This is a genomic window from Curtobacterium sp. BNK-1 (assembly GCF_048685235.1).
Taxonomy (GTDB): Bacteria; Pseudomonadota; Gammaproteobacteria; order Enterobacterales; family Enterobacteriaceae; genus Pantoea; species Pantoea agglomerans.
In genome coordinates this window covers 1,172,161-1,197,495 of record NZ_JBLQTJ010000001.1, presented here as the reverse complement: position 1 = coordinate 1,197,495, position 25,335 = coordinate 1,172,161, and the positions used below count along the sequence as shown (strand labels likewise).

Here is a 25,335-nt window from a genome sequence, read left to right as displayed (position 1 = left end):
TACACATTGCATGTCTCACCTTCTCATTTCGCTAAGGCATAAACAATATCGCTTCACATTTTTCAGAATCAGGCTGTTTTTCAGAATCAGGCTGCGCGCCTGAGTTCTTTTTTGACCTTATAATGCTGCAGTGCAATAAACAGTTCAGGCCGATTGAACAATAGCCACTCTTTAATGTTCTCAGTTTTTACGTTGCGTCCCATAAAGCGAATAGCATTAAGAACATATTCTGGTACCGGCGTTTTATTATAGAGAGACAAATAGATCATCAGACGGAACGAGTGAAGTAAATAAGATTTTTCCAGCGAACTACGCCAGGCTGATTTAGGGAGCGAACTGGTTAACGTATTATAAGCATGCATAAAAGCGTCATAGCGCTGATAGAAAAACTCATTGCCTTTGGTACTGTTGGTCAGTGAACCACTGCGGATGCGCTGCTTATAATAGACCTGACGGCTGACCCATGCGTGCTGGCATTTCATAAACACGGAGAGCGTAAAGTTGTGGTCTTCATGAACCCGACGTACAAAGCGCAACTTATGCTGTTCAATGACGCTTTTTCTTAAGGCGTAATTCCAGACGGCAGAGGTATATCTGCCATTACGCAGCAGGCGCAGAAAGACCTCCTGTGGTTTCTGCTGGCCAAACTGGTCATGCTTCACTTTTGGCGAGGTGATATCAATGTGGCCATCTTCATAGACGCAGGAGTTAAAACAGAAAAGATCCGTTTCAGGATGCTTCTCCGCCACCATTGCCAGCTCAGTGACGAGGCCATCAACCACGACATCATCCGGGTCACAGAAAAAGAGAAACTGACCCTTTGCCAGTGCAATGCCGGTGTCCCGTGCATTGCCGAGGCCGCCATTTTCAATGGTGATCACTTTCACCTGAGAAAGGTGCGCATAATTCTGTTCAATTAAGGCTAATGTTCCATCAGTAGATCCATCATTCACAATGATTATTTCATTGGGCGCTTTAACCTGGCGTAATAACGAATCGACGCACTCTACAATATATTTCTCAACATTGTAGGTTGGAATAATAACGGATAACAGGATGTCAGACATATGCAATTCTCTGCTGTTAGAAAATGACAATACGATTCACCTGCCTGATGCAGGTTCTGACCAGAGGCGAAACGTCGAAAAGAGTAAGGCGCGATTATTATGATTGCTTTCATTGAGCCCGATTATCTTAAACCTGTAATGCGAAAAAAGACCAGCCGTAAAAATCATCTTAATGTTTCATGTGAGCATCACTCTTAACGAAAGTGCATCTATAGCCCGCAGTAATGTTAAAACCGTTGAGGATCGATTTAAATTAGCCCTGCAAAGCAGACGTAACCAGATTCAGAAATCTGTAAGCGAACATCTGAAACGATGAATAAGTTCAGCATTCCTTCATTATTATTACAGTTTGCTTTCTGCAATAAATCTTAATCTTTGGCAGAGGCTGCCGCAGATAAGCTGATTCTGTGCTGCTTCGCAGCGCTATTTTGTCAGCCGTTGCGCTTTATGGCCGCGCCACTCTCAGAAAAAATGATTAAGCAATCAGACGAAAGATATTTTTTCTGCTCAACCGACACATTTTGACGATCTCGTATCATGCCCCTTAATGAATTGTTCCGCTGCCAGCGCTTAATTTAAGAATTATCGGAAGCGGCGATGCTGACATCTGTCGCAACGCCTTCTATTTGCAGATTTCACCCTTACTTTGCCGGATAAATCATTTAAGCCCACTCCCCTGCTCTGACAGTATGAAGACATAAGTTCTCAACATTTGATAATCAATAACTTTTAGTTATAAGGAGTGATGATGCGAGTTATTACGCTGGCAGGCAGCCCACGATTCCCCTCCCGCTCAACCTCACTGCTGACGCTGTGTCAGCACAAGCTGGAGGCGCGTGGTATTGAAGTTATTCCGTGGAATATTCACAACTTTCAGCCTGACGATTTAATCAATGCGCGTTTTGATGCACCTGCGCTTCTCGCCCTGCGTGACGATCTGGCTTCGGCTGATGGACTGATTATTGCGACACCTATCTATAAAGCGTCGTTTTCGGGTGCGCTGAAGACGCTGCTCGATCTGCTGCCTGAACGCGCACTGGAACACAAAGTCGTTTTACCGCTGGCCAGCGGCGGCAGTGCCGGTCATATGCTGGCGCTGGACTACGCCATGAAGCCGGTGCTCAACGCCTTAAAGGCGCAGGAGATCCTGCATGGTGTTTATGCCGAGGATCATCAGATCAGTCATTACGACCGTCAGCCCGAACTGCAGGATTCACTGTCACAGCGCCTGGATGAGGCCGTCTCCGCCTTCTGGCTGGCACTGACCCGTCACCACCATCCCGTTGCGCAAGCGGTATAAGGAAGCGATCGATGAAGCTGAGATTAGGAAAGTGGCTGGTGGCCGGACTTCTGCTGGCCGGCCTTCAGGTACAGGCCGCCGAATCCGATCCGTCTGAGATTCGCATCGGCTATCAGAAAGGTTCGGTCAGCATGGTGCTGGCGAAGTCACATCAGTTACTGGAGAAGCGTTTTCCCCATACCCGGATTAAGTGGATCGAGTTTCCTGCAGGCCCACAAATGCTGGAAGCGCTGAATATTAACAGTATCGACCTGGGCAGTACCGGTGATCTTCCCCCGCTGTTTGCCCAGGCCGCGGGCGCGGATCTGCTCTATGTTGGCGCGGAGCCGCCAAAACCCAAAGCGGAAGTGATTCTGGTGCCAAAAAGCAGCCCGCTGAAACAGGTTGCGGATCTGAAAGGCAAGAAAGTGGCTTTCCAGAAAGGCTCCAGCTCTCACAACTTACTGCTGCGCGCCTTACAGCAGGCGGGTCTGACCTTTAAAGACATCACGCCGGTTTATCTCACTCCCGCCGATGCGCGCGCCGCCTTCCAGCAGGGTGACGTTGATGCCTGGGCAATCTGGGACCCCTACTATTCATCGGTGCTGCTGCAGGGAAATTCGCGCCTGCTGATTGATGGCAGCTCCCTTAACCTGACCGGCTCCTTCTATTTAGCGACCCGCAGCTACGCCGAAGGCCATGGCGCGTTTATTCAGCAGGTGCTCGACACCTTCAGCACTGCTGACGCGCTGACAATCAGCCAGCGTCAGCAGAGCACCACGTTACTGGCGCAGGCGATGGGCTTGCCGGAACCGGTTATCGCCAGCTACCTCAGCCATCGGCCACCCACCCGCATTTCGCCGGTCAGTGCCGAAACTGCCGCAGCTCAGCAGCGCACCGCTGACCTGTTCTATGCCAATCATCTCTTGCCAGTAAAAGTGACGATTCAGGATCGCATCTGGCATCCGCATACCGTGACGCAATAAGGAGCAACAATGAGCGTATCCATTTTCTGGTTCCTGCCGACGCATGGCGACGGCCACTATCTTGGTACCGCCGAAGGGGCGCGACCGGTTGATCACGCCTATCTGCAACAGGTGGCGCAGGCCGCTGACCGCCTCGGTTTTGGTGGCGTACTGATCCCGACCGGCCGCTCCTGCGAAGATGCCTGGCTGGTTGCCGCCTCGCTGATTCCGGTGACGCAGCGCCTGCGATTCCTGGTGGCGCTGCGTCCTGGGGTGATTTCACCGACCCAGGCAGCGCGTCAGGCCGCCACGCTGGACCGTCTTTCTAACGGACGTGCGCTGTTTAATCTGGTGACCGGCGGCGATCCGGAAGAGCTGGCGGGCGACGGCGTGTTTCTCGATCACCGCGAGCGTTACGCGGAATCCGCCGAGTTTACCCGCGTCTGGCGTCGGGTGCTGGAAGGCGAAACCGTCGATTATGAAGGCAAGCACGTGAAGGTACGCGGTGCGCGTCTGATGTTTAAACCGGTGCAGCAGCCTCGTCCCCCGCTGTGGTTTGGTGGCTCTTCTGAACCCGCCCAGGAGCTGGCGGCCGAACAGGTCGATGTCTACCTCACCTGGGGCGAACCCCCTGCGCAGGTTAAAGAGAAGATTGATCAGGTGCGTGCGAAAGCGGCAGCCCAGGGACGCACCGTCCGGTTCGGCATCCGTCTGCATGTGATCGTGCGTGAAACCAATGAAGAGGCCTGGCAGGCCGCAGACAAACTGATTGCCAATGTGGATGACGCCACCATCGCGAAAGCGCAGGCGGCGTTCCAGCGGGCAGATTCTGTGGGGCAGCGCCGGATGGCCGCACTGCATGGCGGTCGCCGCGACAAGCTCGAAATCAGCCCTAACCTGTGGGCAGGCGTCGGCCTGGTGCGCAGCGGAGCCGGGACCGCGCTGGTCGGCGATGGCCCGACCGTGGCCGCTCGCATCAAAGAGTATGAAGCGCTGGGCATCGAGACTTTTATCCTGTCGGGTTATCCGCACCTGGAAGAGGCGTATCGCGTTGGCGAACTGCTGTTCCCGCATCTTGATCTGCAGATTCCACTGGTGCCCCAGCCACGCGTGGTTCAGGCACACGGTGAAGCGGTAGCCAACGATTTTACCCCTGAGAAAAAAGTCGCCCGGGGCTGAGGAGAGCATGATGACCAGAACCCGAAAACGCCTTGCTGATACGCTGGTGCCCTGGCTGCTGCCGACGCTGCTGGTGGTGGTGTGGCAGATTGCCTCGCAAACCGGCTGGTTGTCGACCCGCATTCTGCCCGCACCGGAGAAAATTGTAACCACCTTCTGGCAGCTGACCGCCAGTGGTGAGCTCTGGCAACACCTGGCGATCAGTAGCTGGCGGGCGCTGATCGGCTTCAGTATCGGCGGTTCTATCGGCCTGCTGCTAGGGCTGATTACCGGCACCTCCAGAACCGGTGAACGACTGCTGGATACCTCGGTACAGATGCTGCGCAATGTGCCGCATCTGGCGCTGATCCCGCTGGTAATCCTCTGGTTCGGTATTGATGAGTCCGCCAAGATCTTTCTGGTGGCGCTGGGGACGCTGTTCCCGATCTACCTGAATACTTATCACGGCATCCGCAACATCGATCGCGGGCTGGTTGAGATGGCGCGCAGCTATGGCCTTTCCGGCTGGAGCCTGTTTATCCAGGTGATCCTGCCCGGCGCGCTGCCCAATATTATGGTCGGCGTGCGTTTCGCGCTGGGTCTGATGTGGCTGACGCTGATTGTCGCAGAGACCATCTCTGCCAACGCGGGTATCGGCTATCTGGCCATGAACGCGCGTGAATTCCTGCAGACCGACGTGGTAGTGGTCGCCATTATTCTTTACGCCCTGCTCGGCAAACTGGCAGATGTCGCCGCGTTGTTACTTGAACGTGTCTGGCTGCGCTGGCATCCCGCTTATCAACTGAAGGAGGAGAACGCATGAGTCAGACTCTCTCACCGGCGCGCCTTAACACCGGCACCCCGGTTGGCGTTAACGGCGTCAGCAAACAGTATGGCAGCCGCACCATTCTGAATAAGATTGACCTGCATATTCCCTCAGGTCAGTTTGTGGCGGTGGTGGGTCGCAGCGGCTGTGGCAAAAGCACGCTGCTGCGCCTGCTGGCCGGTCTCGAACAGAGCTCCAGCGGTGAACTGCTGGCAGGCAATGCGCCGCTGCAGTCGGCTCGTGAAGATACCCGCCTGATGTTTCAGGATGCGCGACTGCTGCCGTGGAAAAAAGTGATCGATAACGTCGGACTGGGTCTGCGCGGACGCGAATGGCGCAGCGCGGCGCTGGATGCGCTGGCGGCGGTAGGCCTCGCCGATCGGGCTGATGAGTGGCCAGCCGCCCTCTCCGGCGGCCAGAAACAGCGCGTCGCACTGGCCAGGGCGCTGATCCACCGGCCCGGTTTACTGCTGCTGGATGAACCGCTGGGGGCGCTGGATGCCCTGACACGCATTGAAATGCAGGGATTGATTGAGTCACTGTGGCAGCAGCATCACTTTACCGTGCTGCTGGTTACGCATGATGTCAGTGAAGCGGTGGTGATGGCAGATCGCGTGCTGTTGATCGAAGAGGGTCAGATCGGGCTGGATCTGCTGGTGGATCTGCCCCGTCCCCGCCGTCGCGGATCGGCGCGGCTGGCCGAGCTGGAAGCGGAGGTTCTGGATCGGGTCATGCAGCGTACGGAACGACCCCAGCCGGTTCGTTACGCGCAGCAGCGCTAAAAAAGGGGAGTGTCTCAGACGCTCCCCTTTTTAATTATCAGGCGTTCAGTGCCCGGGTAATTTTCTCGTAGAGGTCGCCAGAGAGTTTATCCAGCTCCAGCAGCTGCTCCAGCGCCTGGCGCATCATCGCCTGACGGCCTTCGTCATAACGTTTCAGGCGAATCAGCGGCTCCACCATCCGCGCCGCAACCTGCGGATTGCGGGTGTTGAGGTCGGTAAGCATCTCCACCAGGAACTTGTACCCGCTGCCATCTTTAGCATGGAAGGCGGCCGGGTTAGCCGAGGCAAAGGCACCCACCAGCGAGCGAACACGGTTCGGATTACTCATGGTGAAGGAGCGATGATTCAGAAGCTGACGCACATTGCGCATCACGTTAGCGGCCGGACTGGTCGCCTGCAGCACAAACCATTTGTCCATCACCAGACCATCCTGATGCCAGCGCTCATCGTAAGCTGCCAGCAGCGCATCACGGCACGGTAACTGTGCCGCAACCGCAGCAGAAAGCGCCGCCAGCGCATCGGTCATGTTGGTCGCCTGGTGATACTGCGTCTGCACCAGTTTATCCGCCAGTTGCGCATCGCTGAAGGCGAGATAGGTCAGGCAGATATTTTTCAGGCTGCGCTGACCTATCGCGTCATGCTCCACGCGGTATTCAGGCTGCTGATTGGCGTTGTAGATCGCAAAAAACTCATCGGCCAGTTCGCGTGCCAGCGTGCGTTGCAGCGCATCACGCACCAGCGCAATCGCCTGCGGATCGATAGTATCAAACAGCTCGGCAATCTCATTTTCCGACGGCAGCGTCAGGATCAGCGCGGTCAGCGCCGGGTCGCAGTCGGTATCCAGCAGCACCGCGCGGAAGGCGTCGGCGACATGCAGCGGCAGTGACAGATGCTGGCCCTGCTGATAGCGGGCGACATTCAGACGGATATAGGTCGCCAGCAGGCTCTGAGCCGCATCCCAGCGGGAGAAGTCGTTGCGTGCATGACGCATCAGGAAGGTGAGCTGAGCATCACTCCATTTGTAATCAAGCTTCACCGGAGCAGAGAATTCGCGCAGCAGCGACGGCACCGGCTGGAAGTAGACGTTATCGAAAATAAAGGTCTGGAACTCCTCGGTGACATTCAGCACATGATGTACCGGATGACCATTATTCTGCAGCGGGATCACCTTGCCTTCGCCATCGTAGAGTTCAATATCCAGCGGGATATGCAGCGGCAGCTTCTCTTTCTGATCGGCAGTCGCAGGCGTGTGCTGCGTGACGTGCAGCGTATACTGCTCCAGCTCCGGGTTGTAATCGTCGCGCACCGTCAGCACTGGCGTACCGGACTGGCTGTACCAGCGGCGGAACTGCGACAGGTCAACATTCGAGGCATCTTCCATCGCCTGAACAAAATCATCACAGGTGGCGGCGCTGCCGTCGTGGCGATCAAAATAGAGCTTCATGCCCTTCTGGAAATTCTCTTCACCCAGCAGGGTGTGCATCATACGGATCACTTCTGACCCTTTTTCATACACCGTCAGGGTATAGAAGTTGTTCATCTCGATGACCTGATCCGGACGGATCGGGTGTGCCATCGGGCTGGCATCTTCGGCGAACTGCGCACCGCGTACGATACGCACGTTATCAATGCGGTTCACCGCGCGTGAGCCCAGATCAGAGCTGAACTCCTGATCGCGGAACACTGTCAGTCCCTCTTTCAGGCTGAGCTGGAACCAGTCGCGGCAGGTCACGCGGTTACCGGTCCAGTTATGGAAATATTCGTGACCGATAACCGCTTCAATGCCCAGGTAATCTTTGTCCGTCGCCGTTTCCGCTTTAGCCAGCACATATTTGGCATTGAAGACGTTAAGGCCTTTGTTCTCCATGGCGCCCATGTTGAAGAAGTCCACCGCCACGATCATAAAGATGTCGAGGTCATACTCCAGACCGAAACGCTCTTCATCCCACTTCATGCTGTTTTTTAGCGAGGTCATCGCCCAGTCGGCACGGTCGAGGTTACCGCGATCGACGAAGATCTCCAGCGCCACATCACGTCCTGAACGGGTGGTGAAGCTGTCGCGCAGCACGTCGAAATCGCCCGCCACCAGCGCAAACAGGTAGCAGGGTTTCGGGAACGGATCCTGCCACTTCACCCAGCTGCGACCCTGCTCATCCCGGCCGCTGTCAATCCGGTTACCGTTGGAGAGCAGGAATGGATAGCGCTCACCGTCGGCATAGATGGTGGTGGTAAAGCGCGCCAGCACGTCGGGGCGATCGAGATACCAGGTAATATGACGGAAGCCTTCAGCCTCACATTGGGTGCAGAGCGCCTCGCCCGATTTGTACAGCCCTTCCAGCGCGGTGTTCTGGTCCGGATGAATATCGTTAATAATTTTCAGGGTGAAGCTTTCCGGCAGCTGGCTGATGACCAGTGCGCCCTCTTCTTCACGGAAGGCCGTCCAGGCTTGCCCGTCGACCTCCAGTGCAATCAGCGTTAACGCTTCGCCGTCCAGTCGCAGCTCAGCCTGGCTGTCGCCCAGTCGTTTAACCTGGCTGATGGCCGTTACGCGGGTGGTGGACGCATCCAGTTCAAAAGTTAAATCGATATCGGTGATGGTGTACTCAGGCGCACGGTAGTCGTGGCGATACTTGATTTGGGGCTGTTGCGTCATATTGCGTCTCGCGTTGTTATAAGTTTACCGGCAAAGTCTAAGCTTGTTACTACAAGCTTGCCACGCACAATGCACCTAAAGGGTGAAATGGCTACACTTTGTTAACAATGGCACAGATTGGCCTCGACCCGCCCGTCTGAAATATGCTGTGATCGGCTTCAGATAGTGAATTATACTTTTGCGTCTTTATGACTGTGTACAACACCGGGCTCTGCGCCACCGAACAGGATGCTGAAACGCGCCATGACAGGACATGCTTCCCCGATACTGACCTCGCTGCTGGATACGGACGCCTATAAGCTCCATATGCAGCAGGCCGTTTTCCACCGCTATCATGACATAACGGTGGCGGCGGAGTTTCGCTGCCGCGGCGACGAACTGCTGGGTCTCTACGCTGACGAAATTCGTGACGCGATAACCGCAATGCAACACCTGGCGCTGACTGATGATGAAGCGACCTGGTTGTCTCACCTTCCCTTCTTCCGGCAGGATTACCTCAGCTGGTTACGCCAGTTCCGCTATAACCCGGATCAGGTTGAGGTGCGCAATCACCATGGCAAGCTGGAACTCCGTATTCAGGGGCCGTGGCGCGAAGTGATCATGTGGGAGGTGCCGCTGCTGGCGCTGATCAGTGAGATTGTGCATCGTCATCGCACGCCACAGGTCACCACTCAGCAGGCACTTGACCATTTACATCAGAAACTCGGCGACTTTAAAGCCCAGGTGGCTGACCTTGATATGTCACGCTTCCGCCTGATGGATTTCGGCACCCGTCGTCGCTATTCGCAGGATGTGCAGCAGTCGATCGTCTCAACGCTGAAACAGGAATTTCCGTGGCTGATTGGCACCAGTAACTATGATCTGGCGCGCCGTTTGTCACTGACGCCGGTGGGAACACAGGCGCATGAGTGGTTCCAGGCCTTCCAGCAGATCAGTCCGGTACTGGCCAACAGCCAGCGCGCGGCGTTACAGGCGTGGCTGGATGAGTATGACGATAAGCTGGGCATCGCCCTGACCGATTGCATCGCCATGGACGCATTCCTGCGCGATTTCGGCCCGGTGTTTGCCCGCCGCTATCAGGGACTGCGCCACGACTCCGGCGATCCGGTCGAATGGGGCGAGAAAGCCCTCGCCCACTACCAGAAGCTGGGTATCGATCCGCAAAGCAAACACCTGGTCTTTTCTGACAACTTAAATCTCGACAAAGCGCTGGCGCTTTACCGCCACTTTGGTCAGCGGACGAACGTGGTGTTCGGCATCGGAACCCGTCTCACCTGCGATATTCCGGGCGTGACGCCACTGAACATCGTTATCAAACTGGTGCAGTGCAATGGCAAGCCGGTGGCGAAACTCTCAGACAGCCCGGGCAAAACCATCTGCCAGGATAAAGCTTTTGTCAGAGCCCTGCGTAAAGCTTTTGATCTGCCGCTGGTTAAAAAAGCGAGTTAATCCTCTTCTTATCGGGGCGTTGATACGCCCCGCCTCTGCTGTAATAAATCTGCTTTCCCCCTGAATTTTGCTTGTTTCCTGAAGACTCGCAAGTAACATAGCAAAACCCCGGATGGGGCAACTTTTTTACTCACTTCTTCTATATAGAGAGATATTTATGAGCGTAGTGCCTGTAGCGGACGTACTGCACGGTCGCGTCGCGGTTGACAGTGAAGTCACCGTACGTGGTTGGGTGCGTACCCGAAGAGATTCCAAAGCCGGTCTTTCCTTCATCGCTGTCTATGACGGCTCCTGCTTTAATCCCGTTCAGGCTGTCGTCAATAATTCTCTGAATAATTATCAGGATGAAGTGCTGCGTCTGACCACGGGCTGTTCCGTTATCGTCACCGGTAAAGTGGTGGCCTCGCCGGGTCAGGGCCAGGCGTTTGAGATTCAGGCGACCAGCCTGGAAGTCGTAGGGTGGGTGGAAGATCCCGACAGCTACCCGATGGCGGCGAAACGCCACAGCATCGAGTATCTGCGCGAAGTGGCTCACCTGCGTCCGCGCACCAACCTGATTGGCGCGGTCGCCCGCGTTCGCCACACCCTGGCGCAGGCGCTGCATCGCTTCTTCCATGAAAATGGCTATTTCTGGGTCTCGACGCCGCTGATTACCGCCTCCGATACCGAAGGTGCCGGCGAAATGTTCCGTGTCTCTACGCTGGATATGGAAAACCTGCCGCGTAACGATCAGGGCAAAGTTGACTTCAGCGAAGATTTCTTTGGTAAAGAGGCTTTCCTGACCGTTTCAGGTCAGCTGAATGGCGAAACCTATGCCAGCGCCCTGTCGAAGATCTACACCTTCGGTCCGACGTTCCGCGCAGAGAACTCCAACACCAGCCGCCATCTGGCGGAATTCTGGATGCTGGAGCCGGAAATCGCCTTTGCCTCACTGGATGATGCCGCTGCACTGGCCGAATCAATGCTGAAGTATGTCTTCAACGCGGTGCTGGAAGAGCGTGCCGATGACATGGCCTTCTTTGCTGAGCGGGTAGATAAAGAGGCGGTTGAGCGCCTGCAGCGTTTCATCACCACCGATTTCGCGCAGGTGGATTACACCGATGCGGTTGAGATCCTGATGAACTGCGGTCAGACCTTCGAAAACCCGGTTTCATGGGGTATTGACCTCTCATCTGAGCATGAGCGTTACCTGGCCGAGAAACATTTTAAAGCGCCGGTGGTGGTGAAAAACTATCCGAAAGACATTAAAGCGTTCTATATGCGCCTGAATGACGATGGCAAAACCGTGGCGGCGATGGATGTTCTGGCGCCAGGCATTGGTGAGATCATTGGCGGTTCACAGCGTGAAGAACGTCTGGATGTCCTGGATGCGCGTCTGGAAGAAATGGGTCTGAATAAAGAAGACTACTGGTGGTATCGTGACTTGCGTCGCTACGGTACCGTGCCACATTCTGGCTTTGGATTAGGCTTTGAACGTTTAATCGCCTATGTCACCGGCGTACAAAATGTCAGGGACGTAATCCCCTTCCCGCGCACCCCACGCAACGCGAGTTTCTGATATTCGGCATTAAATATAAGAAATTCATATATATAACGAGGTCGGCACTGCCGGCCTTTTTTTATTTTTGTAAATTTTGAGTTCTCTCACAAAGTTCCGTGTTTTTTACATTTTGTAATACATATTTTCTTACTGAAACAAGATTACGAGTTTAGTAGCATTTAAGCGCTAGAATTACGGCGGGTGGGATGGAAAGATGCGTGCAGACACAGGAAGACACCAAACTTCGTTCAGGGTTCCCGTAAAGGTTTCTTGACGGCAGTGGCAGGTGTACAAATAACTCCAATGAGGGTAATGAATAATGATGAAGCGCAATATTCTTGCAGTGGTTATCCCTGCTCTGTTAGTAGCTGGCGCAGCAAACGCTGCAGAAATCTATAACAAAGACGGCAACAAACTGGACCTGTACGGTAAAGTGGATGCGCGTCACCAATTCTCTGATAGCGCTGGTGATGATGGCGATCAGACTTATGTGCGCTTCGGCTTCAAAGGCGAAACCCAGATTAATGACCAGCTGACCGGTTACGGCCAGTGGGAATACAACATTCAGGCGAACAAATCTGAAGGTGATGACGCACGGGACGGCACCAAAACCCGTCTGGGCTTCGCGGGTCTGAAATTCGGCGATGCCGGTTCAATCGACTACGGCCGTAACTACGGTCTGGTTTACGATGCAATCGGCTGGACCGATATGCTGCCAGTATTTGGTGGTGACTGGGGCGGCTCAGATAACTTCCTGAACGGTCGCAGCACCGGCCTGCTGACCTACCGCAACACCAACTTCTTCGGCCTGGTTGATGGCTGGGACTTCGCAGTTCAGTATCAGGGCAAAAACGACCGTACCGACATTACTCGTGCTAACGGCGACGGATGGGGTGCATCAACCAGCTATACCTCACCAATCGGTGTAGGCATCGTTGGTGCCTACAGCAGCAGCGACCGTACTGATACACAGGCTGCAGGTGTTACTGATGTTAATGGTAATGTAATTGGACAGGGCAAACGTGCTGAGAACTGGGCAACTGCGCTGAAATATGATGCAAACAACGTTTACCTGGCAGCGATGTATGGTGAAGGTCGTAACTCTTCATACTTTACCGCCACTATTCCAGGCACCGCACCTAACACAACCGCCGATGCTAATGCAACCATTAACAAAACCCAGACTATTGAGTTAGTTGCACAGTACCAGTTTGATTTCGGCCTGCGTCCATCTATCGCATACGTACAGCAGAAAGGCAAAGATATCGAAGGTATCGGCGATGCTGACCTGTACAAATACATCGACGTTGGCGCGACTTACTACTTCAACAAAAACATGTCTACCTATGTTGATTACAAAATCAACCAGCTGGATGACAACAACCCACTGAATCTGAACACAGACGACATTGTTGGTGTAGGCCTGGTTTACCAGTTCTAATTCCGCTTAAAACATGTTGAAAAACGGGGCTAAGGCCCCGTTTTTTTATGGCTGCTATTCCCGACAGGTGCGTTTTCCCTCGCGCCGTTACCCCGCTTTAATCACTACCTTTCCCCGTCGCGCAATCCACACTGCAAAATGTATGAATTTGTCTCGCAAACGGTTGGCATTTGTCTGGCCGGACGCTAACCTGAGAGCTCTTTTCGCTAAAGTTCACGCTAATGGACCTGACACATGTTTGAATCGATCTCTGCTGCACCCGCCGATCCTATTCTTGGGCTGGCCGATCTGTTTCGTGCTGACGACCGCCCGGAAAAAATCAATCTGGGCATTGGCGTCTATAAAGACGAAACCGGCAAGACCCCGGTGCTGACCAGTGTTAAAAAAGCTGAGCAATATCTGCTGGAAAATGAAACCACCAAAAACTATCTCAGTATTGATGGTCTGGCTGATTTTGCCCGTTGCACACAGGCCCTGCTGTTCGGCAACCAGAGCCCGCTAATCACCGCTGGCCGTGCTCGCACGGCTCAGACACCGGGTGGTACCGGTGCGCTTCGCGTTGCAGCCGATTTCCTCGCCACGCAAACATCGGTGAAGCGGGTCTGGATCAGCAATCCGAGCTGGCCGAATCACAACAATGTGTTCAATGCTGCCGGTCTTGAAGTCTGTGAATACCACTATTATGACGCTGCAAACCATACGCTCGATTTCGATGGTATGCTGGCGTCACTGCAGCAGGTTCAGCCAGGCGACGTGGTGCTGTTCCACGGCTGCTGCCATAACCCGACCGGTATCGACCCGACCGCTGAGCAGTGGCAACAGCTGGCGGAGCTGTCACAGGCCAACGGCTGGCTGCCGTTGTTCGACTTCGCTTACCAGGGTTTTGCCCGTGGTCTGGAGGAAGATGCAGAAGGCCTGCGTATTTTTGCCGCCTCGCATCAGGAACTGATCGTCGCCAGCTCTTACTCCAAGAATTTCGGCCTGTATAACGAGCGTGTCGGTGCCATCACGCTGGTTGCCGCCGATGCGAGCGTGGCAGATACCGCGTTCAGTCAGGTGAAGTACACCATTCGCGCGAACTACTCCAATCCGCCGGCACATGGCGCCGCCATCGTCGCCACCATTCTGGGCAACGATACCCTGCGTACCATCTGGGAGCAGGAGCTGTCGGACATGCGTCAGCGCATTCAGCGCATGCGCCAGCTCTTCGTAAATACGCTGGCGGAGAAAGGCGCACAGCGCGACTTCAGCTTTATTATTAAGCAGAACGGCATGTTCTCGTTCAGTGGCTTAACCAAAGACCAGGTCATTCGCCTGCGTGAAGAGTTTGGCGTCTACGCGGTGAACTCAGGGCGTGTGAATGTGGCGGGCATGACGCCAGACAATATGTCGGCGCTGTGCGAAGCCATTGTCGCCGTGCTGTAAGCAGGATGACCGAATTGAAAAATGGGCCTGCTGGCCCATTTTTTATTGCAGGAAAGGATTGCTGATGCGTTCATGCCCCAGCGTAGAAATCGGGCCGTGACCGGGCAGAAAAGTGACATCATCGCCCAGCGGCAGCAGTTTCGTGCGGATAGCATCGATTAACTGTTGATGATCGCCCTGCGGGAAGTCTGTGCGTCCCACACCACCATTAAAAATCACGTCACCTGAAATCAGTAACCTTCCTGGCCGCTCGAAGAACACCACGTGGCCAGGCGAATGGCCCGGACAGTGCAGGACTTCCAGCGTGGTCAGCCCTACCTGTACGCTCTCCCCCTCTTCCAGCCAGCGATCGGGGGTAAAAGGCGCGCATTCATCAAGTCCGAACATCCGGCTCTGGGTAGGCAACGCCTCCAGCCAGAATGCATCACGCTTTTGCGGTCCGACAATCGGAATCTGCCAGAAGGCAGCCAGCTCGACGGCAGCCCCGACGTGATCAAGGTGCCCATGGGTCAGCAGAATCCGGGAAGGTTTAAGCTGGCGTTGTTCCAGCGTCTCTTTGATCAGATCGGCATCGCCGCCTGGATCAACCAGCGCGGCTTCACGAGTGGACTCGCACCAGATAACTGAACAGTTCTGGGCAAACGCGGTAACAGGAATAATGTGGTAATTCATAACGCTCCATGACCGGCTCACGCAGCGTTGCCGGTGTCATTACCAGTGCCTGATCGGCCCGGTATCAATATGTACAAAGTTACTGCGGGGATAATATCCTACACCACCCGCACGCAGAGATAACGCCGCTTTGCGTACATTGGCCAGAGAAACCCCTTCGATATGGAAATCCATTGCCTGGCCTTTGGTGTGATAGCTGTGCTTTGCCACCCCAGGACCGCTCTCACGTAACATGTTGTTGGTTGCCAGTGAACGGTAGCCCGAAACCAGCTGTATCGGTTTACGCATTCCCAGCAGCGCCTGCAGCCGGAAGATTTGATCAAACAGGTGCGGATCGATGCTTTTCACTTTATTGGCGCGATAGTCACGGAAAAAGTGATTTAATCGTGACAACTCATCCTTGTCGTAACTCTTACCATTAAAAAACTCAGTTTTAAGGGTTTCACCGGTATGAAGATTATTAAGCATCAATACACGCGGGCGAGAGGTAGAAAGCGAGGCCCTTGCAGAAGCGGGTAATAATGCCAGACCGGCGGCGGCGCTACCGCACAGCAGTAGTTTGCGACGAAAAGAATCAATAGTAGACATGTAACGATTTACCTGAGAGTGAAGCCATAGAAATGTGCAAAAAGCGCACAGCCCGAACCATAACTTTCTCTCAGTAGAGCGTCAACCCATCTGCAACCTGTTTCCGTGGCGATCCCTGCAGGAATCGCCATTTGATAACATTTTTCTGAATAACCGGCCCGCCGCTAACGATTTAAAATCAATCACTAGAGCAGCAATTGCTCAGCCCGACTCAAAGCCTGGCTGCCCGAACGCGCGGTGTCATCATAATTGTAAATATCTGTGCGGAACTGTGGTTTGCCATCATCAGCGACCCACGCCGTCAGATAATAGAGATTGACCGGAATACGATGCCGAATGGGCACGTAGCGGGTGTCACCCTCTTTTAACGTACTGGAGATGCGGGCATCGTTCCAGCCCGCGTCCTGCAGTAATAAACCTGCCAGTTCAGACGCTTTATTTACCCGGACGCAGCCTGAGCTGAGCGCGCGGATATCCCGCTGGAACAGGTTGTGGTTCGGCGTGTCGTGCAGATAGATCGCATCTGAGCTGGGCATATTAAATTTATAGCGGCCCAGCGCATTCGCCACACCCGGTGCCTGAATCAACCGATAGGGGAACGATGAAGCGGTGACCATGCGCCAGTCGATCATGCTGGGATCGATCACTTCAGCATCAGCGCTCCAGCCCGACAGCAGGGTATAACCGTGCTTATAGAGATAGGTCGGATCCTGCTTCACTTTCGGAATGATATCTTTGCGCACCAGCGTGGTTGGCACATTCCACGGCGGGTTCAGCACCACATTATTCAGCGCGCTGCGCATCAACGGCGTTTTGCGATCGGGACGCCCGACGATGACGCGTGATGAGAGGATCTTGTTGCCGTTGTTGTAATAAATCAGCGAGTAGTTGGCGATGTTCACCATAATGCCGTTGTGCATATCGTCCGGCAGCAGGCGCAGTCGCTGAATGTTCAGCGCCAGCAACGAAGCACGCATCTGCGGAGAGACGTTAAGCCACTGCCGCGTTCTGGCACCGATAGCACCGTCGCCATCCAGTCCCTGCCACTGCTGGAAACGCTTCACACCCGCCACCAGCGTCTCGTCATAGACATTGGCGGTGTTCCCTTCCAGCGTCTGACTCTGAACGTTACCCGGCGATTGCAGTGAAGGCGCAGACAGATCGGTGACTGGCGCGGCAGAAGGGCTGACCGCAACCGGCTGGTCGCTGTGGGTCACTGGTGAGGCGGCCACCGGCACCGCATCGTCATCCGGTGCCGGCGCATTAACCTGCGCCGTTAACATGCCGCTGCGCTGCAGGATTTCACGCAACGCAGGCACATCGTCACTGACCTGTCCCGGACGCAGCGTTTCACTGCTCTTCAGCTGCGGCCAGGGCTGCTTATCACCTAGCAGGGTTTTCAGCGCGGCGTGCATCGGCTGATACTGCGGGTGCTGCGGCTGCAGTGACGCAATAAACGTGTTGCCCGATCCTGCATTGACCGCGTTCTGCCACTGATTCACGACCGCCACCGACGGCTGTGTCAGCCGGTAGGGAACATTGCTGTAAAGCCAGGTTTCACCCTGCGTCGGCACATTAGAAACAAATTGCAGATAGCCCAGCATCGCATCGGACAGCGCGACATCCCGGGCAAAGCCGGTGATCGCCGGGTTAGTCAGACGCTCAATCCAGCGCGTGAATTGTGGCTGAACACCAGAAAGTGCCACTTCAGCCAGCTGCTGCTGAAATTTTTGTATCGCCTGAGGATCCTGCCAGAGTGGTTGCATATGGCGGGATGCATAGAGCGTCGCCAGCGGTGCCAGATAAAACGGCTGATCGGCGCTGGAAAACGCCTGCCGGATGCGTTGCTGACTTTCGGAAACGGAGATAGCCGCCTGCGTTGTCCCGGGCAAAGCGGCGATAACAGCGGCCTGCGGTAGCGTAAATGGAACAACGGTTAGCGCCAGCGCTAACAATGATAGAACGCGATGATGATTTAATTTTTTTACCAGCAACATCCCTGCCCCCTTGTTTTTCAACTTCGCAGTGTTCCCTGTATCCACTGCGACCGCGCCGTGACTCATCATGTGAGTATACAAACAAAAACGGCATTTGCCTCATGCGACAAATGCCGTAACCAGATTAACGAATGGTTCAGTTTTTGACTACGTTTCCGCCTGCGAATTTTCAGCGGTTAAATCGGGCAGCACATCTGCGTCGCTTCCCGCCCGCACCGGCGAAGGATCGGCAGCAAAACCACGCAGACCGACCACATGCACATGCTCGGTGTTATTAAACACCTTACGCACCAGTTTGTAGGTCGTGCCTTTTTCCGGACTGATATTCTCCGGTGCTGCAATCACCAGCTGCATCTCCAGTCGCTCACACAGTTCAAACAGCGTGGCGATGGAGCGGGCATCCAGACGGGCCGCTTCATCAAGGAACAGCAGTCGGCATGGCGAAATATCTTTGCCGCGCAGACGACGGGACTCCTCTTCCCAGCTCTGCACTACCATCACCAGAATGGACATACCGGTACCGATCGCTTCACCGGTTGAGAGCGCCCCGCTCTCTGCGCGCAGCCAGCCATCGGAACCTCGGTTGACTTCCACTTCCATCTCCAGATAGTTGCGGTAGTCCAGCAGCTCCTCACCGATGGTCTGCGGCGTACGCTGCCCCATGTCGATATGCGGATTAAGACGCTGATAGAGTTTCGCCAGCGCCTCCGAGAAGGTCAGCCGATTGCTGTTAAAGAGATCCTGATGCTGCTCGTGCTCTTCCGACAGCGTATCCAGCAGCATGGCGTGGGTTTCACGCACGTTCACGTTGAGCCGCACGCTGCGTACCTGACCAAAGCTGACGGTCTGCAGGCCCTGGTTGAGCTGGCGGATACGGTTCTGTTCACGCTGGATCGTTTTACGGATGATGTTGGCCGCACTGCGCGAACTGATTGCCAGCATCTGCTCACGCGCCGTCAGCTCTTCCGTCAGACGGTTCAGTTCGATTTCCATCTGCTCAATCGCTTCGACCGGATCGTCAGTCCGAATAATATCCTGACGAATACGCTCGCGCAGATGCTGATAAACCGCAATAAAGAACTGAATTTTACGTTCCGGACGTTTTGGATCTTCCGACAGTCGCAGCACGTCGCGCAGATGTTCGTTGTCCGCCACCGCCAGACGCAGCGCACCCAGCGCTTTATCCGACATAGAGCGCAGCTCATCGCCGCTCAGGTAGGCCAGTTCACGGCGATGCAGACGACGCTCAACGCCATTCTCTTTCACCAGACGCAGTACGGTACACCAGCCCGCTTTGGCGCTGACCACCTGTTCACGCACCTGATGATACTGACGCTCCAGCTGACGCAGTCGCTTCTGCAGGTTATCCATCTCCGCTTCGCAGAAGGTAAGCTGTTTCTCCAGCTGATTGCGGCGTGCGCGGTTGTGACTCAGTGCCGTGTAGAGCTCGTCACGGCGAACACGCGCGCGTTCTTCCGCGCTGCTGTCAGCCTGGACGCCAATATCCTGCATCTCCTGCTGCAGCTCTTTCAGCATGTCGCGTTTGGCGTCATAGGCGCTTTTCAGCGAGGCCAGCACCTGGGAGTATTGCGTCAGCTGCGCCTGATGTTCACGCAGGCGATCACGACTGCGGCTGCGTTCGCCCTCAGCCTGCTCCAGACGCTGACGCAGCTTATCGCTGAGGTCGTTGTTGCCATTGAGCATGCTGGCCGAGTCGTCGTAGCTGAAGTGGGCGCGACGCTGCACCACCTCTGTCAGGGCAAAGGCCTGCTGACGGGCGTTGCGCTGCTGCTGCTGCGCCTGCTTATAATCCGCCTGTAACTGCTCATGCTGTTCCGGATCGCTCTGCAGCACGGCGATAATCGGTTCCAGTTTCGCCAGCTTAGCGCCATGCTGATGCAGGAAGCGCGCCGCTTCCTGTGCGGCATCGACCTGCTCGCGGATCTCTTCACAGCGATCGCCCAGCGTGTCGTCCAGCAGCAGATTGACGCGTGGCAGCAGCCGGTTTAACTGTGACACGCCCTCTTTGGCCAGCTCATACTGCTGACGCTGCTGCTGATTGTTGCTCTCATGCTGATTCAGCGCCCGCTCCAGCTCACCCCGGCGCGCGCCGAGCTGACGGATCTGCGCTTCCGGATCGGCGTCAAAGGCGACGGCCAGATGACTGCCGATAAAGCGGCTGAATGACTGATGCAGACGCTGCGTTTTCTGCACGTCGAACGACAGCGTGGCGTATCGTTCGGCCAGCTTATCGCGCTCAAGGTGCAGCAGCTCCAGCTGATTCTCACGCGCCGCGCGGCCAAACAGCGGTATTTTCGGGAAGCGGGAGTAGCGCCACTGACGCTCCGCCACCTTCACCACCACTGCATTCTGCAGTTCATCGACGCTGAAGACGCTGTCATCGAACGACTGCGGATCACCCTCGATCAGGTAGAGATCTTCCGGACACTCTTCCAGACCATCCAGCAACTCACGAACGCGCGAGAGATCCGGCACCACAATCGCATGACGCGACGGACCGTAGAGCGCCGAGAAGTAAGGCGCATCATCCAGCGTCACATCATCGTAAATCTCTGACAGCAACACGCCGCCAAACCGTTCTGCCAGCTGGGTCAGGCGCGCATCTTCCGCACCGCCTGGCTGGCTAAGACGTTCAATCTGCCGCTCGATATCACGTTTTTGAGCGGCCACTTCGTCGCGCTCGACGGTGGTTTCACGCTCACGCTCCAGCAGCTGCTGCATATATTCGGTGACGTCCTGGCTGCTGTTCAGCGCCTGGCCGGTCTGTTCGCTGAGCTGGGTCAGGATCTCCTGCGCCGCCAGCCAGTGTGGCGCACGGGCGGTCAGGCTGGTGATGCGTTCGCGCAGCTGCTCCAGCTCCTGGCGCATCATCATGCGCTGCTCACCGGCGTCGGAGACGCTGCTATTCAGCTGTTCAATCTGTGCTTCAAGCTCCTGCTGCAGGCCTGCCAGCGCATCCGCTTCATAATGCTGCCCCTGACGCTTGCAGAATTCCGCCAGCAGACGCTCCGCCTCATGCTGCTCGCGCAGACGCTGCTCCAGCTCATTCAGACGCAGACGCAGCGACGAGAGCTGTTCGGCGTGATGACGCTGGTTGCTGGCATCACGCAGCAGTTCGCGGCCGGTTTGCCAGGCGTCCTGACGGGTCACGTCACCGGCAATGCTGGTCACCAGCGCCAGCGCCTGTTCAAACTGACTGTGCGCTGCTTCCGCTACGCTCAGCTTCTGCTCCAGGCGCAGCAACCGTTCTGTCGCCTCTTCCTCTTTGGCCTGGAAGCTTTCCTGCCATTCAGCCGCATTGTCAATGCTCAGATCGGGCAGCTGGCAGAGCGTGCGGGCGCGTTCCAGCGCCTGCAATGCCTGCTGATACTGGATAGCGCGGGTTTGCTGCACGTCGAGCGCCTGCTGGAAATCGGCCAGCTGGCTTTTCAGCTCATCTACTTCCAGCTCAGCCGCTTCGGCCCGCGCTTCATTCTCTTCCTGAATTTCACGCGCTTCGGCGACCACTTCGGTCTGCTCTTCCAGCCGCAGCGTCAGATCTTCGATATCCGCATCGTAGCGCTCAATCTTCTCCTGCTGACGCATCGCCGTCTGTACCAGGTTCAGGTGATCGCTGGCGGCCTGATAATCGACTTCTAGATCGTTTTCTGCACCACTGTGCTCGGCCAGTTCGCGCGCCATCTCAACATGACGATACTGCTCGGTGGCGAGCTGCTTACGGCTGCTGAACAGTTCGCTGCGCAGCTGTAACGCGCTGTCGAGGTGTCCCCGACGCTCGTTGGCGTGGCGCATATAGTCAGCCGAAACGTAGCTGGTCGCCTCGGAGATCAGATGCTTGAAGAGATCGCGGTCAGACTGGGTAACGCGGATCGCCTCCAGCGTCATGCGGTTCTCGCGCAGCGCGGCCTCCATATCCTGGAATGCTTTGCGCACGCCACTGTTTTCTGGCAGCAGGTAATCACGCAGCGATCGGGTGATGGCGCTGGAGATACCGCCATACAGCGAGGCTTCAATCAGACGATAAAACTTGCTGCGATCGCTGGCAGAGCGCAGACGACGCGGCACCACGCCAAGATCAAACAGCATGGCGTGATAATCGGTGACTGAGTTATAGGCGCGGAACTGCACGCCTTCCTGCGCCTCAACCCGATCTTTGACTTCGTTCAGCGGCAATACGCGAGCCTGACGGCTGTTGAGCACTTCCGTCAGCATATCGGTTGGGTTGGTGTCGGTGGGCAGGCCATGAATACTGAATGGCTTGATATCGACCTTTTTATCGCGTCCGGCGACCTGTTGCAGACGGACACCGACCACGACACGCTGATGGCGTGAGTTCACCACATCCAGCATGGAGTAGCAGACGCCAGCCCGCAGTTTACCGTGCAGACCCTTGTCACGAGATCCTGATGTCGCGCCCGCTTCGGTGGTGTTACGGAAGTGCAGCAGCGTTAAATCGGGGATCAGCGCGGTAACAAATGCCGCCATCGTGGTGGACTTACCCGCACCGTTACCGCCTGACAGCGTGGTCACTAATTCATCGAGATCAAAGGTACGGGCAAAAAAGCCGTTCCAGTTGATCAGCGTAAGCGAACGAAACTTTCCGCGCTCAATCATGCCTGTTCTTCCTCTGCGTTCTCACTCGCGTCACCTTCCTGCCCTTCACCTTCATCGGTGTCGACCGGTGCTGTCGCGTTTTCCAGTAGCATGGCTTCGCCATCACGAATCAGACGAAGCTGCGCTTCACGGGCATCATCACCGCCGCGCACGTCGGCACCAAAGCGGAACACCGATTCCGTGATGCGGAACTTGCTGCTGTCATTGCCGAAAAACCACACCATGCCAAGGCGACGCAGGCGGCTCAGAGAGGCGCGCACTTTCTCCTGCAGTTTGGTGCGATCCAGATCCGAACCGGTTGAACGCTGGTTGACCAGCTTCAGCAGGCGGTTCTCATCGGCCAGAGAGAGCAGTTCGTCGTACAACTCCTGCTGGGTGAAGATACCTTCATTGGCCAGTCGTTCCGGGCTGAGATAGAGATAGCAGAGAATCTTCCCGACCATCATGTCCAGTTCAGAGAGCACGGAACGCGGAATCAGCGTGGTTGAACGCGGACGCAGATAGAAAAAGCCTTCCGGCGCACGGATTAACTCAACGTTATAGCGGCTGTAAAACTCTTCGAGAAACGACTGGTAGTCCATCAGAAAAGCGTGATTATCCAGCTCTTCGATACCGATATGGCGTCCGGCGCGTAACTGGCTGTCCAGCGCGGGAAAAATCGGGTTGGCCAGTGCCTGTGCCAGCTTAACCGGCATCACTTGTTCAATATTTGTCGATGACATGTGCCTGCACCTTGGCTCCGTAATCATTGATGGCTTGCCATTCCACAGGCAAACCGGCTAAATCAGCTTCCGCTACGCCAAGGCGCACCGCCTGATCCACCACAATGCGCGCCAGATCGAAATGGCGGGCTCGGGGATACTGGGCCAGGTAGTCGCGCATCACTGACGCGAGGTTGAGCGGTTTTTGTTGCGATTTGTAGACCTGCAGCGCTTCTTCAATCATCGCTGCAAGCTGTTCGCGGATTTCGTTGATCTCTTCGTACTCCATCTCCGGCGGCAGTTCGCCCATCACTTCGTCGTTACGCAGCGTCAGCGCCTCATCACGCATGTCATACAGGCGGTCGGCGTTGGCATAGGTCAGCGCCCAGGGCGCGTCGAAGTAATTCTGCACCGATACCCGCAGGCGCTGCGCAAAGACGCGGTTTTTATCCATGTCGATGGCGGTACGAATAAATTTATGGACGTGGCGGTCATAGCCGATCCAGAGGTCAATCGCCTGCTGGCCCCAGCTGGTAATACGGTCGAGTTTGCTTTGCAGATCAAACACCAGCTTATCGACAAAGCCCAGATCGGGGCTGTCCAGCGTGGCATCCTGAATGCGCAGCAGATTTTCCTGAAGTTTGTCGCCCGCGGCTTCCAGCGTATCCTGCAGTTCACGCAGCGTTCCTGAGGTTTCAGAAAGCAGCATTTCACAGCTGGAGATGGCCGCGCGCCAGTCTTTATTCAGCAGTTCGGCGATATCATTTTTAACCGCCTGCTGCTGTTCATCCATCAGACGCTGGGTCATATCGATGCTGTCAAAGATCTCCGCCACGGAATATTTCAGCGGCGCGAAAACATTGCGGTGCCAGTGAAACTCATCGCCATTTTCCTGCGCGGCATCGGCTGCCCGCTTAAGCTCATTGGCCACAATCGACAGCTGCATCGACAGGCGCAGAGTCGAGAACTCACGCTGGCGGATGTAATAGTCGGTGATGCCGATCGCCAGCGGCGTCAGGCGATAGATGGCATTGCCTTCCGTGATTTCGCTGGTAAAACGGTTGAGCAGGCGCTGTCGCACCATGTCGTTGATGGCGTTGTTGGCACGAACCAATACGGTTTCATGGGTTTGTTCGAAAGCTTTGCTGACGTGACGGAAAGCATCAATCAGATCGCCTTCGCTCATTTCGCCATCCATCCGCTCACCGTTGAGGGTGGCGATAGCCAGCAAAAAGGCCAGACGTTCCACTGGCAGCGCAAGGGAAAAGTCATTTTTGCGCGCCCAGGAGACCAGTTCAGGTACCGTCTGGGAAAATTCACTCATAATTCGTCCTTCTGCCCGGGTTTACGCGCGGTCACGTGGATGTAGCGCCCTAAGCTCAAAAAGGGTTCCTGACGGCAGTAACGCCGCTCCATCTCAATAATTTCGTCGTCGCTTTTTGGCTCGCCCTTCGGCGGCTTCATGTAGTCACTGAACACCCGGATCCCGGCACGCTGCTCAATCATAAAGCCACACGCCTCCAGCCAGCGATAGACCTGCTCGGGGTCGCGCGGATAGTCAGGCGACAGCGTTCGCTTTTTGCGTTTAGTCAGGTTGGTGCGCAGATAGCCGAAGTTACCCAGCGTTAAAGTGCGCAATGTCAGGCCGTGCAGATTGTAAAACATCAGCGACATGACGCCCCCCGGACGCAGCAGATCGAACAGCGCTTTCAGCACCTTCTCCGGTTCAGCGACCCACTCAAGCACAGCGTGGAACAATACCAGATCCACCGGCTTATCCAAATGTTCGCCCACCTGCTGAGCGCTAATTTGTCTGAATTGCATGTTGTGGCTCACACCCTGTGCCGCTGCATTTTCCGCGGCCCGGCGCAGCATCTCGCTGGAAAGGTCGCACAGCAGAACCTGATGGCCCTGCGCAGCAAGCCCGCTGGAGACCTGGCCGACACCGCCGCCAGCATCCAGCACCGACAGCGGGTGCGGTGACAGACCGGGCAGTATCTTCTCCAGCTCATCCCAGAGGATGGCCTGGCGTATCTTCCCTTTAGTGGTGCCGTAAATATTTTGCGAAAATTTATCCGCGAGATCGTCAAAGTTACGATCCTGCATGGCATGCGCTCCGGTATGCTGCGGTGAGACTTGTGCTATTTTGTCACAGGC

The 25,335-nt window shown here is 55.6% G+C and carries 18 protein-coding genes; 9 read left to right on the top strand and 9 right to left on the bottom strand.

Annotated elements, in window-relative coordinates; translation table 11 throughout:
- Positions 1 to 86: 86 nt before the first annotated feature.
- A complete protein-coding gene (locus ACMGGP_RS05665; protein WP_498798257.1) occupies positions 87 to 1,067 on the bottom strand; it encodes a glycosyltransferase family 2 protein in 981 nt (326 codons plus the stop codon).
- A 745-nt stretch (positions 1,068 to 1,812) separates the two neighbouring features.
- Between ACMGGP_RS05665 and ssuE the strand changes: the two genes are divergently transcribed.
- The 5 genes from ssuE to ssuB are packed head-to-tail and all read left to right on the top strand — an operon-like array spanning position 1,813 to position 6,077.
- Entirely contained in the window at positions 1,813 to 2,367 is a 555-nt protein-coding gene (gene ssuE, locus ACMGGP_RS05660; RefSeq protein ID WP_498798256.1) for an NADPH-dependent FMN reductase, read from the top strand.
- An 11-nt stretch (positions 2,368 to 2,378) separates the two neighbouring features.
- Positions 2,379 to 3,332, top strand: coding sequence for a sulfonate ABC transporter substrate-binding protein (locus tag ACMGGP_RS05655; RefSeq protein ID WP_346554728.1), 954 nt, complete (start codon positions 2,379 to 2,381; stop codon positions 3,330 to 3,332).
- Between the two features lie 9 nt (positions 3,333 to 3,341).
- Positions 3,342 to 4,490, top strand: coding sequence for an FMNH2-dependent alkanesulfonate monooxygenase (gene ssuD, locus ACMGGP_RS05650; protein ID WP_033757171.1), 1,149 nt, complete (start codon positions 3,342 to 3,344; stop codon positions 4,488 to 4,490).
- 7 nt (positions 4,491 to 4,497) lie between these two features.
- Entirely contained in the window at positions 4,498 to 5,292 is a 795-nt protein-coding gene (ssuC, locus tag ACMGGP_RS05645) for an aliphatic sulfonate ABC transporter permease SsuC (RefSeq protein ID WP_498798255.1), read from the top strand.
- Positions 5,289 to 6,077, top strand: a complete 789-nt coding sequence (gene ssuB, locus ACMGGP_RS05640; RefSeq protein ID WP_010254985.1) for an aliphatic sulfonates ABC transporter ATP-binding protein — start codon at positions 5,289 to 5,291, stop codon at positions 6,075 to 6,077. The genes ssuC and ssuB overlap by 4 nt, the downstream gene beginning before the upstream one ends.
- A gap of 37 nt (positions 6,078 to 6,114) precedes the next feature.
- Here ssuB and pepN read toward each other — a convergent pair whose 3' ends face one another.
- Positions 6,115 to 8,730: an aminopeptidase N gene (pepN, locus tag ACMGGP_RS05635; protein ID WP_033766848.1), complete on the bottom strand. Its 2,616-nt coding sequence runs from the start codon at positions 8,728 to 8,730 to the stop codon at positions 6,115 to 6,117.
- A gap of 243 nt (positions 8,731 to 8,973) precedes the next feature.
- Between pepN and pncB the strand changes: the two genes are divergently transcribed.
- The 4 genes from pncB to ACMGGP_RS05615 all read left to right on the top strand — a co-directional run bounded on the left by pncB (position 8,974) and on the right by ACMGGP_RS05615 (position 14,585).
- Positions 8,974 to 10,179 (top strand): nicotinate phosphoribosyltransferase, encoded by a 1,206-nt coding sequence (pncB, locus tag ACMGGP_RS05630; protein ID WP_010669771.1) that lies wholly within the window; start codon positions 8,974 to 8,976, stop codon positions 10,177 to 10,179.
- Positions 10,180 to 10,336: 157 nt separating this feature from the next.
- Positions 10,337 to 11,737 (top strand): asparagine--tRNA ligase, encoded by a 1,401-nt coding sequence (gene asnS / locus ACMGGP_RS05625; RefSeq protein WP_010254981.1) that lies wholly within the window; start codon positions 10,337 to 10,339, stop codon positions 11,735 to 11,737.
- 301 nt (positions 11,738 to 12,038) lie between these two features.
- Entirely contained in the window at positions 12,039 to 13,160 is a 1,122-nt protein-coding gene (gene ompC, locus ACMGGP_RS05620; RefSeq protein WP_277950702.1) for a porin OmpC, read from the top strand.
- Between the two features lie 234 nt (positions 13,161 to 13,394).
- On the top strand, positions 13,395 to 14,585 hold the full coding sequence (locus ACMGGP_RS05615; protein ID WP_163762869.1) for an amino acid aminotransferase: 1,191 nt from the start codon (positions 13,395 to 13,397) through the stop codon (positions 14,583 to 14,585).
- Positions 14,586 to 14,627: 42 nt separating this feature from the next.
- On the opposite strand, the gene ACMGGP_RS05610 is transcribed toward ACMGGP_RS05615, so the two are convergent.
- The 7 genes from ACMGGP_RS05610 to cmoM all read right to left on the bottom strand — a co-directional run bounded on the left by ACMGGP_RS05610 (position 14,628) and on the right by cmoM (position 25,284).
- Positions 14,628 to 15,257 carry an MBL fold metallo-hydrolase gene (locus tag ACMGGP_RS05610; protein WP_498798254.1) on the bottom strand — a complete coding sequence of 210 codons (630 nt, stop codon included), beginning with the start codon at positions 15,255 to 15,257 and terminating at the stop codon, positions 14,628 to 14,630.
- 39 nt (positions 15,258 to 15,296) lie between these two features.
- On the bottom strand, positions 15,297 to 15,845 hold the full coding sequence (mepK, locus tag ACMGGP_RS05605) for a peptidoglycan L,D-endopeptidase MepK (protein ID WP_010254972.1): 549 nt from the start codon (positions 15,843 to 15,845) through the stop codon (positions 15,297 to 15,299).
- A gap of 185 nt (positions 15,846 to 16,030) precedes the next feature.
- Positions 16,031 to 17,842 carry a L,D-transpeptidase gene (ldtD, locus tag ACMGGP_RS05600; protein ID WP_010254970.1) on the bottom strand — a complete coding sequence of 604 codons (1,812 nt, stop codon included), beginning with the start codon at positions 17,840 to 17,842 and terminating at the stop codon, positions 16,031 to 16,033.
- A 147-nt stretch (positions 17,843 to 17,989) separates the two neighbouring features.
- Positions 17,990 to 22,477 carry a chromosome partition protein MukB gene (mukB, locus tag ACMGGP_RS05595; protein WP_498798253.1) on the bottom strand — a complete coding sequence of 1,496 codons (4,488 nt, stop codon included), beginning with the start codon at positions 22,475 to 22,477 and terminating at the stop codon, positions 17,990 to 17,992.
- A complete protein-coding gene (mukE, locus tag ACMGGP_RS05590) occupies positions 22,474 to 23,199 on the bottom strand; it encodes a chromosome partition protein MukE (protein ID WP_022625940.1) in 726 nt (241 codons plus the stop codon). The genes mukB and mukE overlap by 4 nt, the downstream gene beginning before the upstream one ends.
- Positions 23,180 to 24,502: a chromosome partition protein MukF gene (mukF, locus tag ACMGGP_RS05585; protein ID WP_010254963.1), complete on the bottom strand. Its 1,323-nt coding sequence runs from the start codon at positions 24,500 to 24,502 to the stop codon at positions 23,180 to 23,182. The genes mukE and mukF overlap by 20 nt, the downstream gene beginning before the upstream one ends.
- Positions 24,499 to 25,284, bottom strand: a complete 786-nt coding sequence (gene cmoM / locus ACMGGP_RS05580) for a tRNA uridine 5-oxyacetic acid(34) methyltransferase CmoM (protein WP_346556271.1) — start codon at positions 25,282 to 25,284, stop codon at positions 24,499 to 24,501. The genes mukF and cmoM overlap by 4 nt, the downstream gene beginning before the upstream one ends.
- Positions 25,285 to 25,335: the final 51 nt, after the last annotated feature.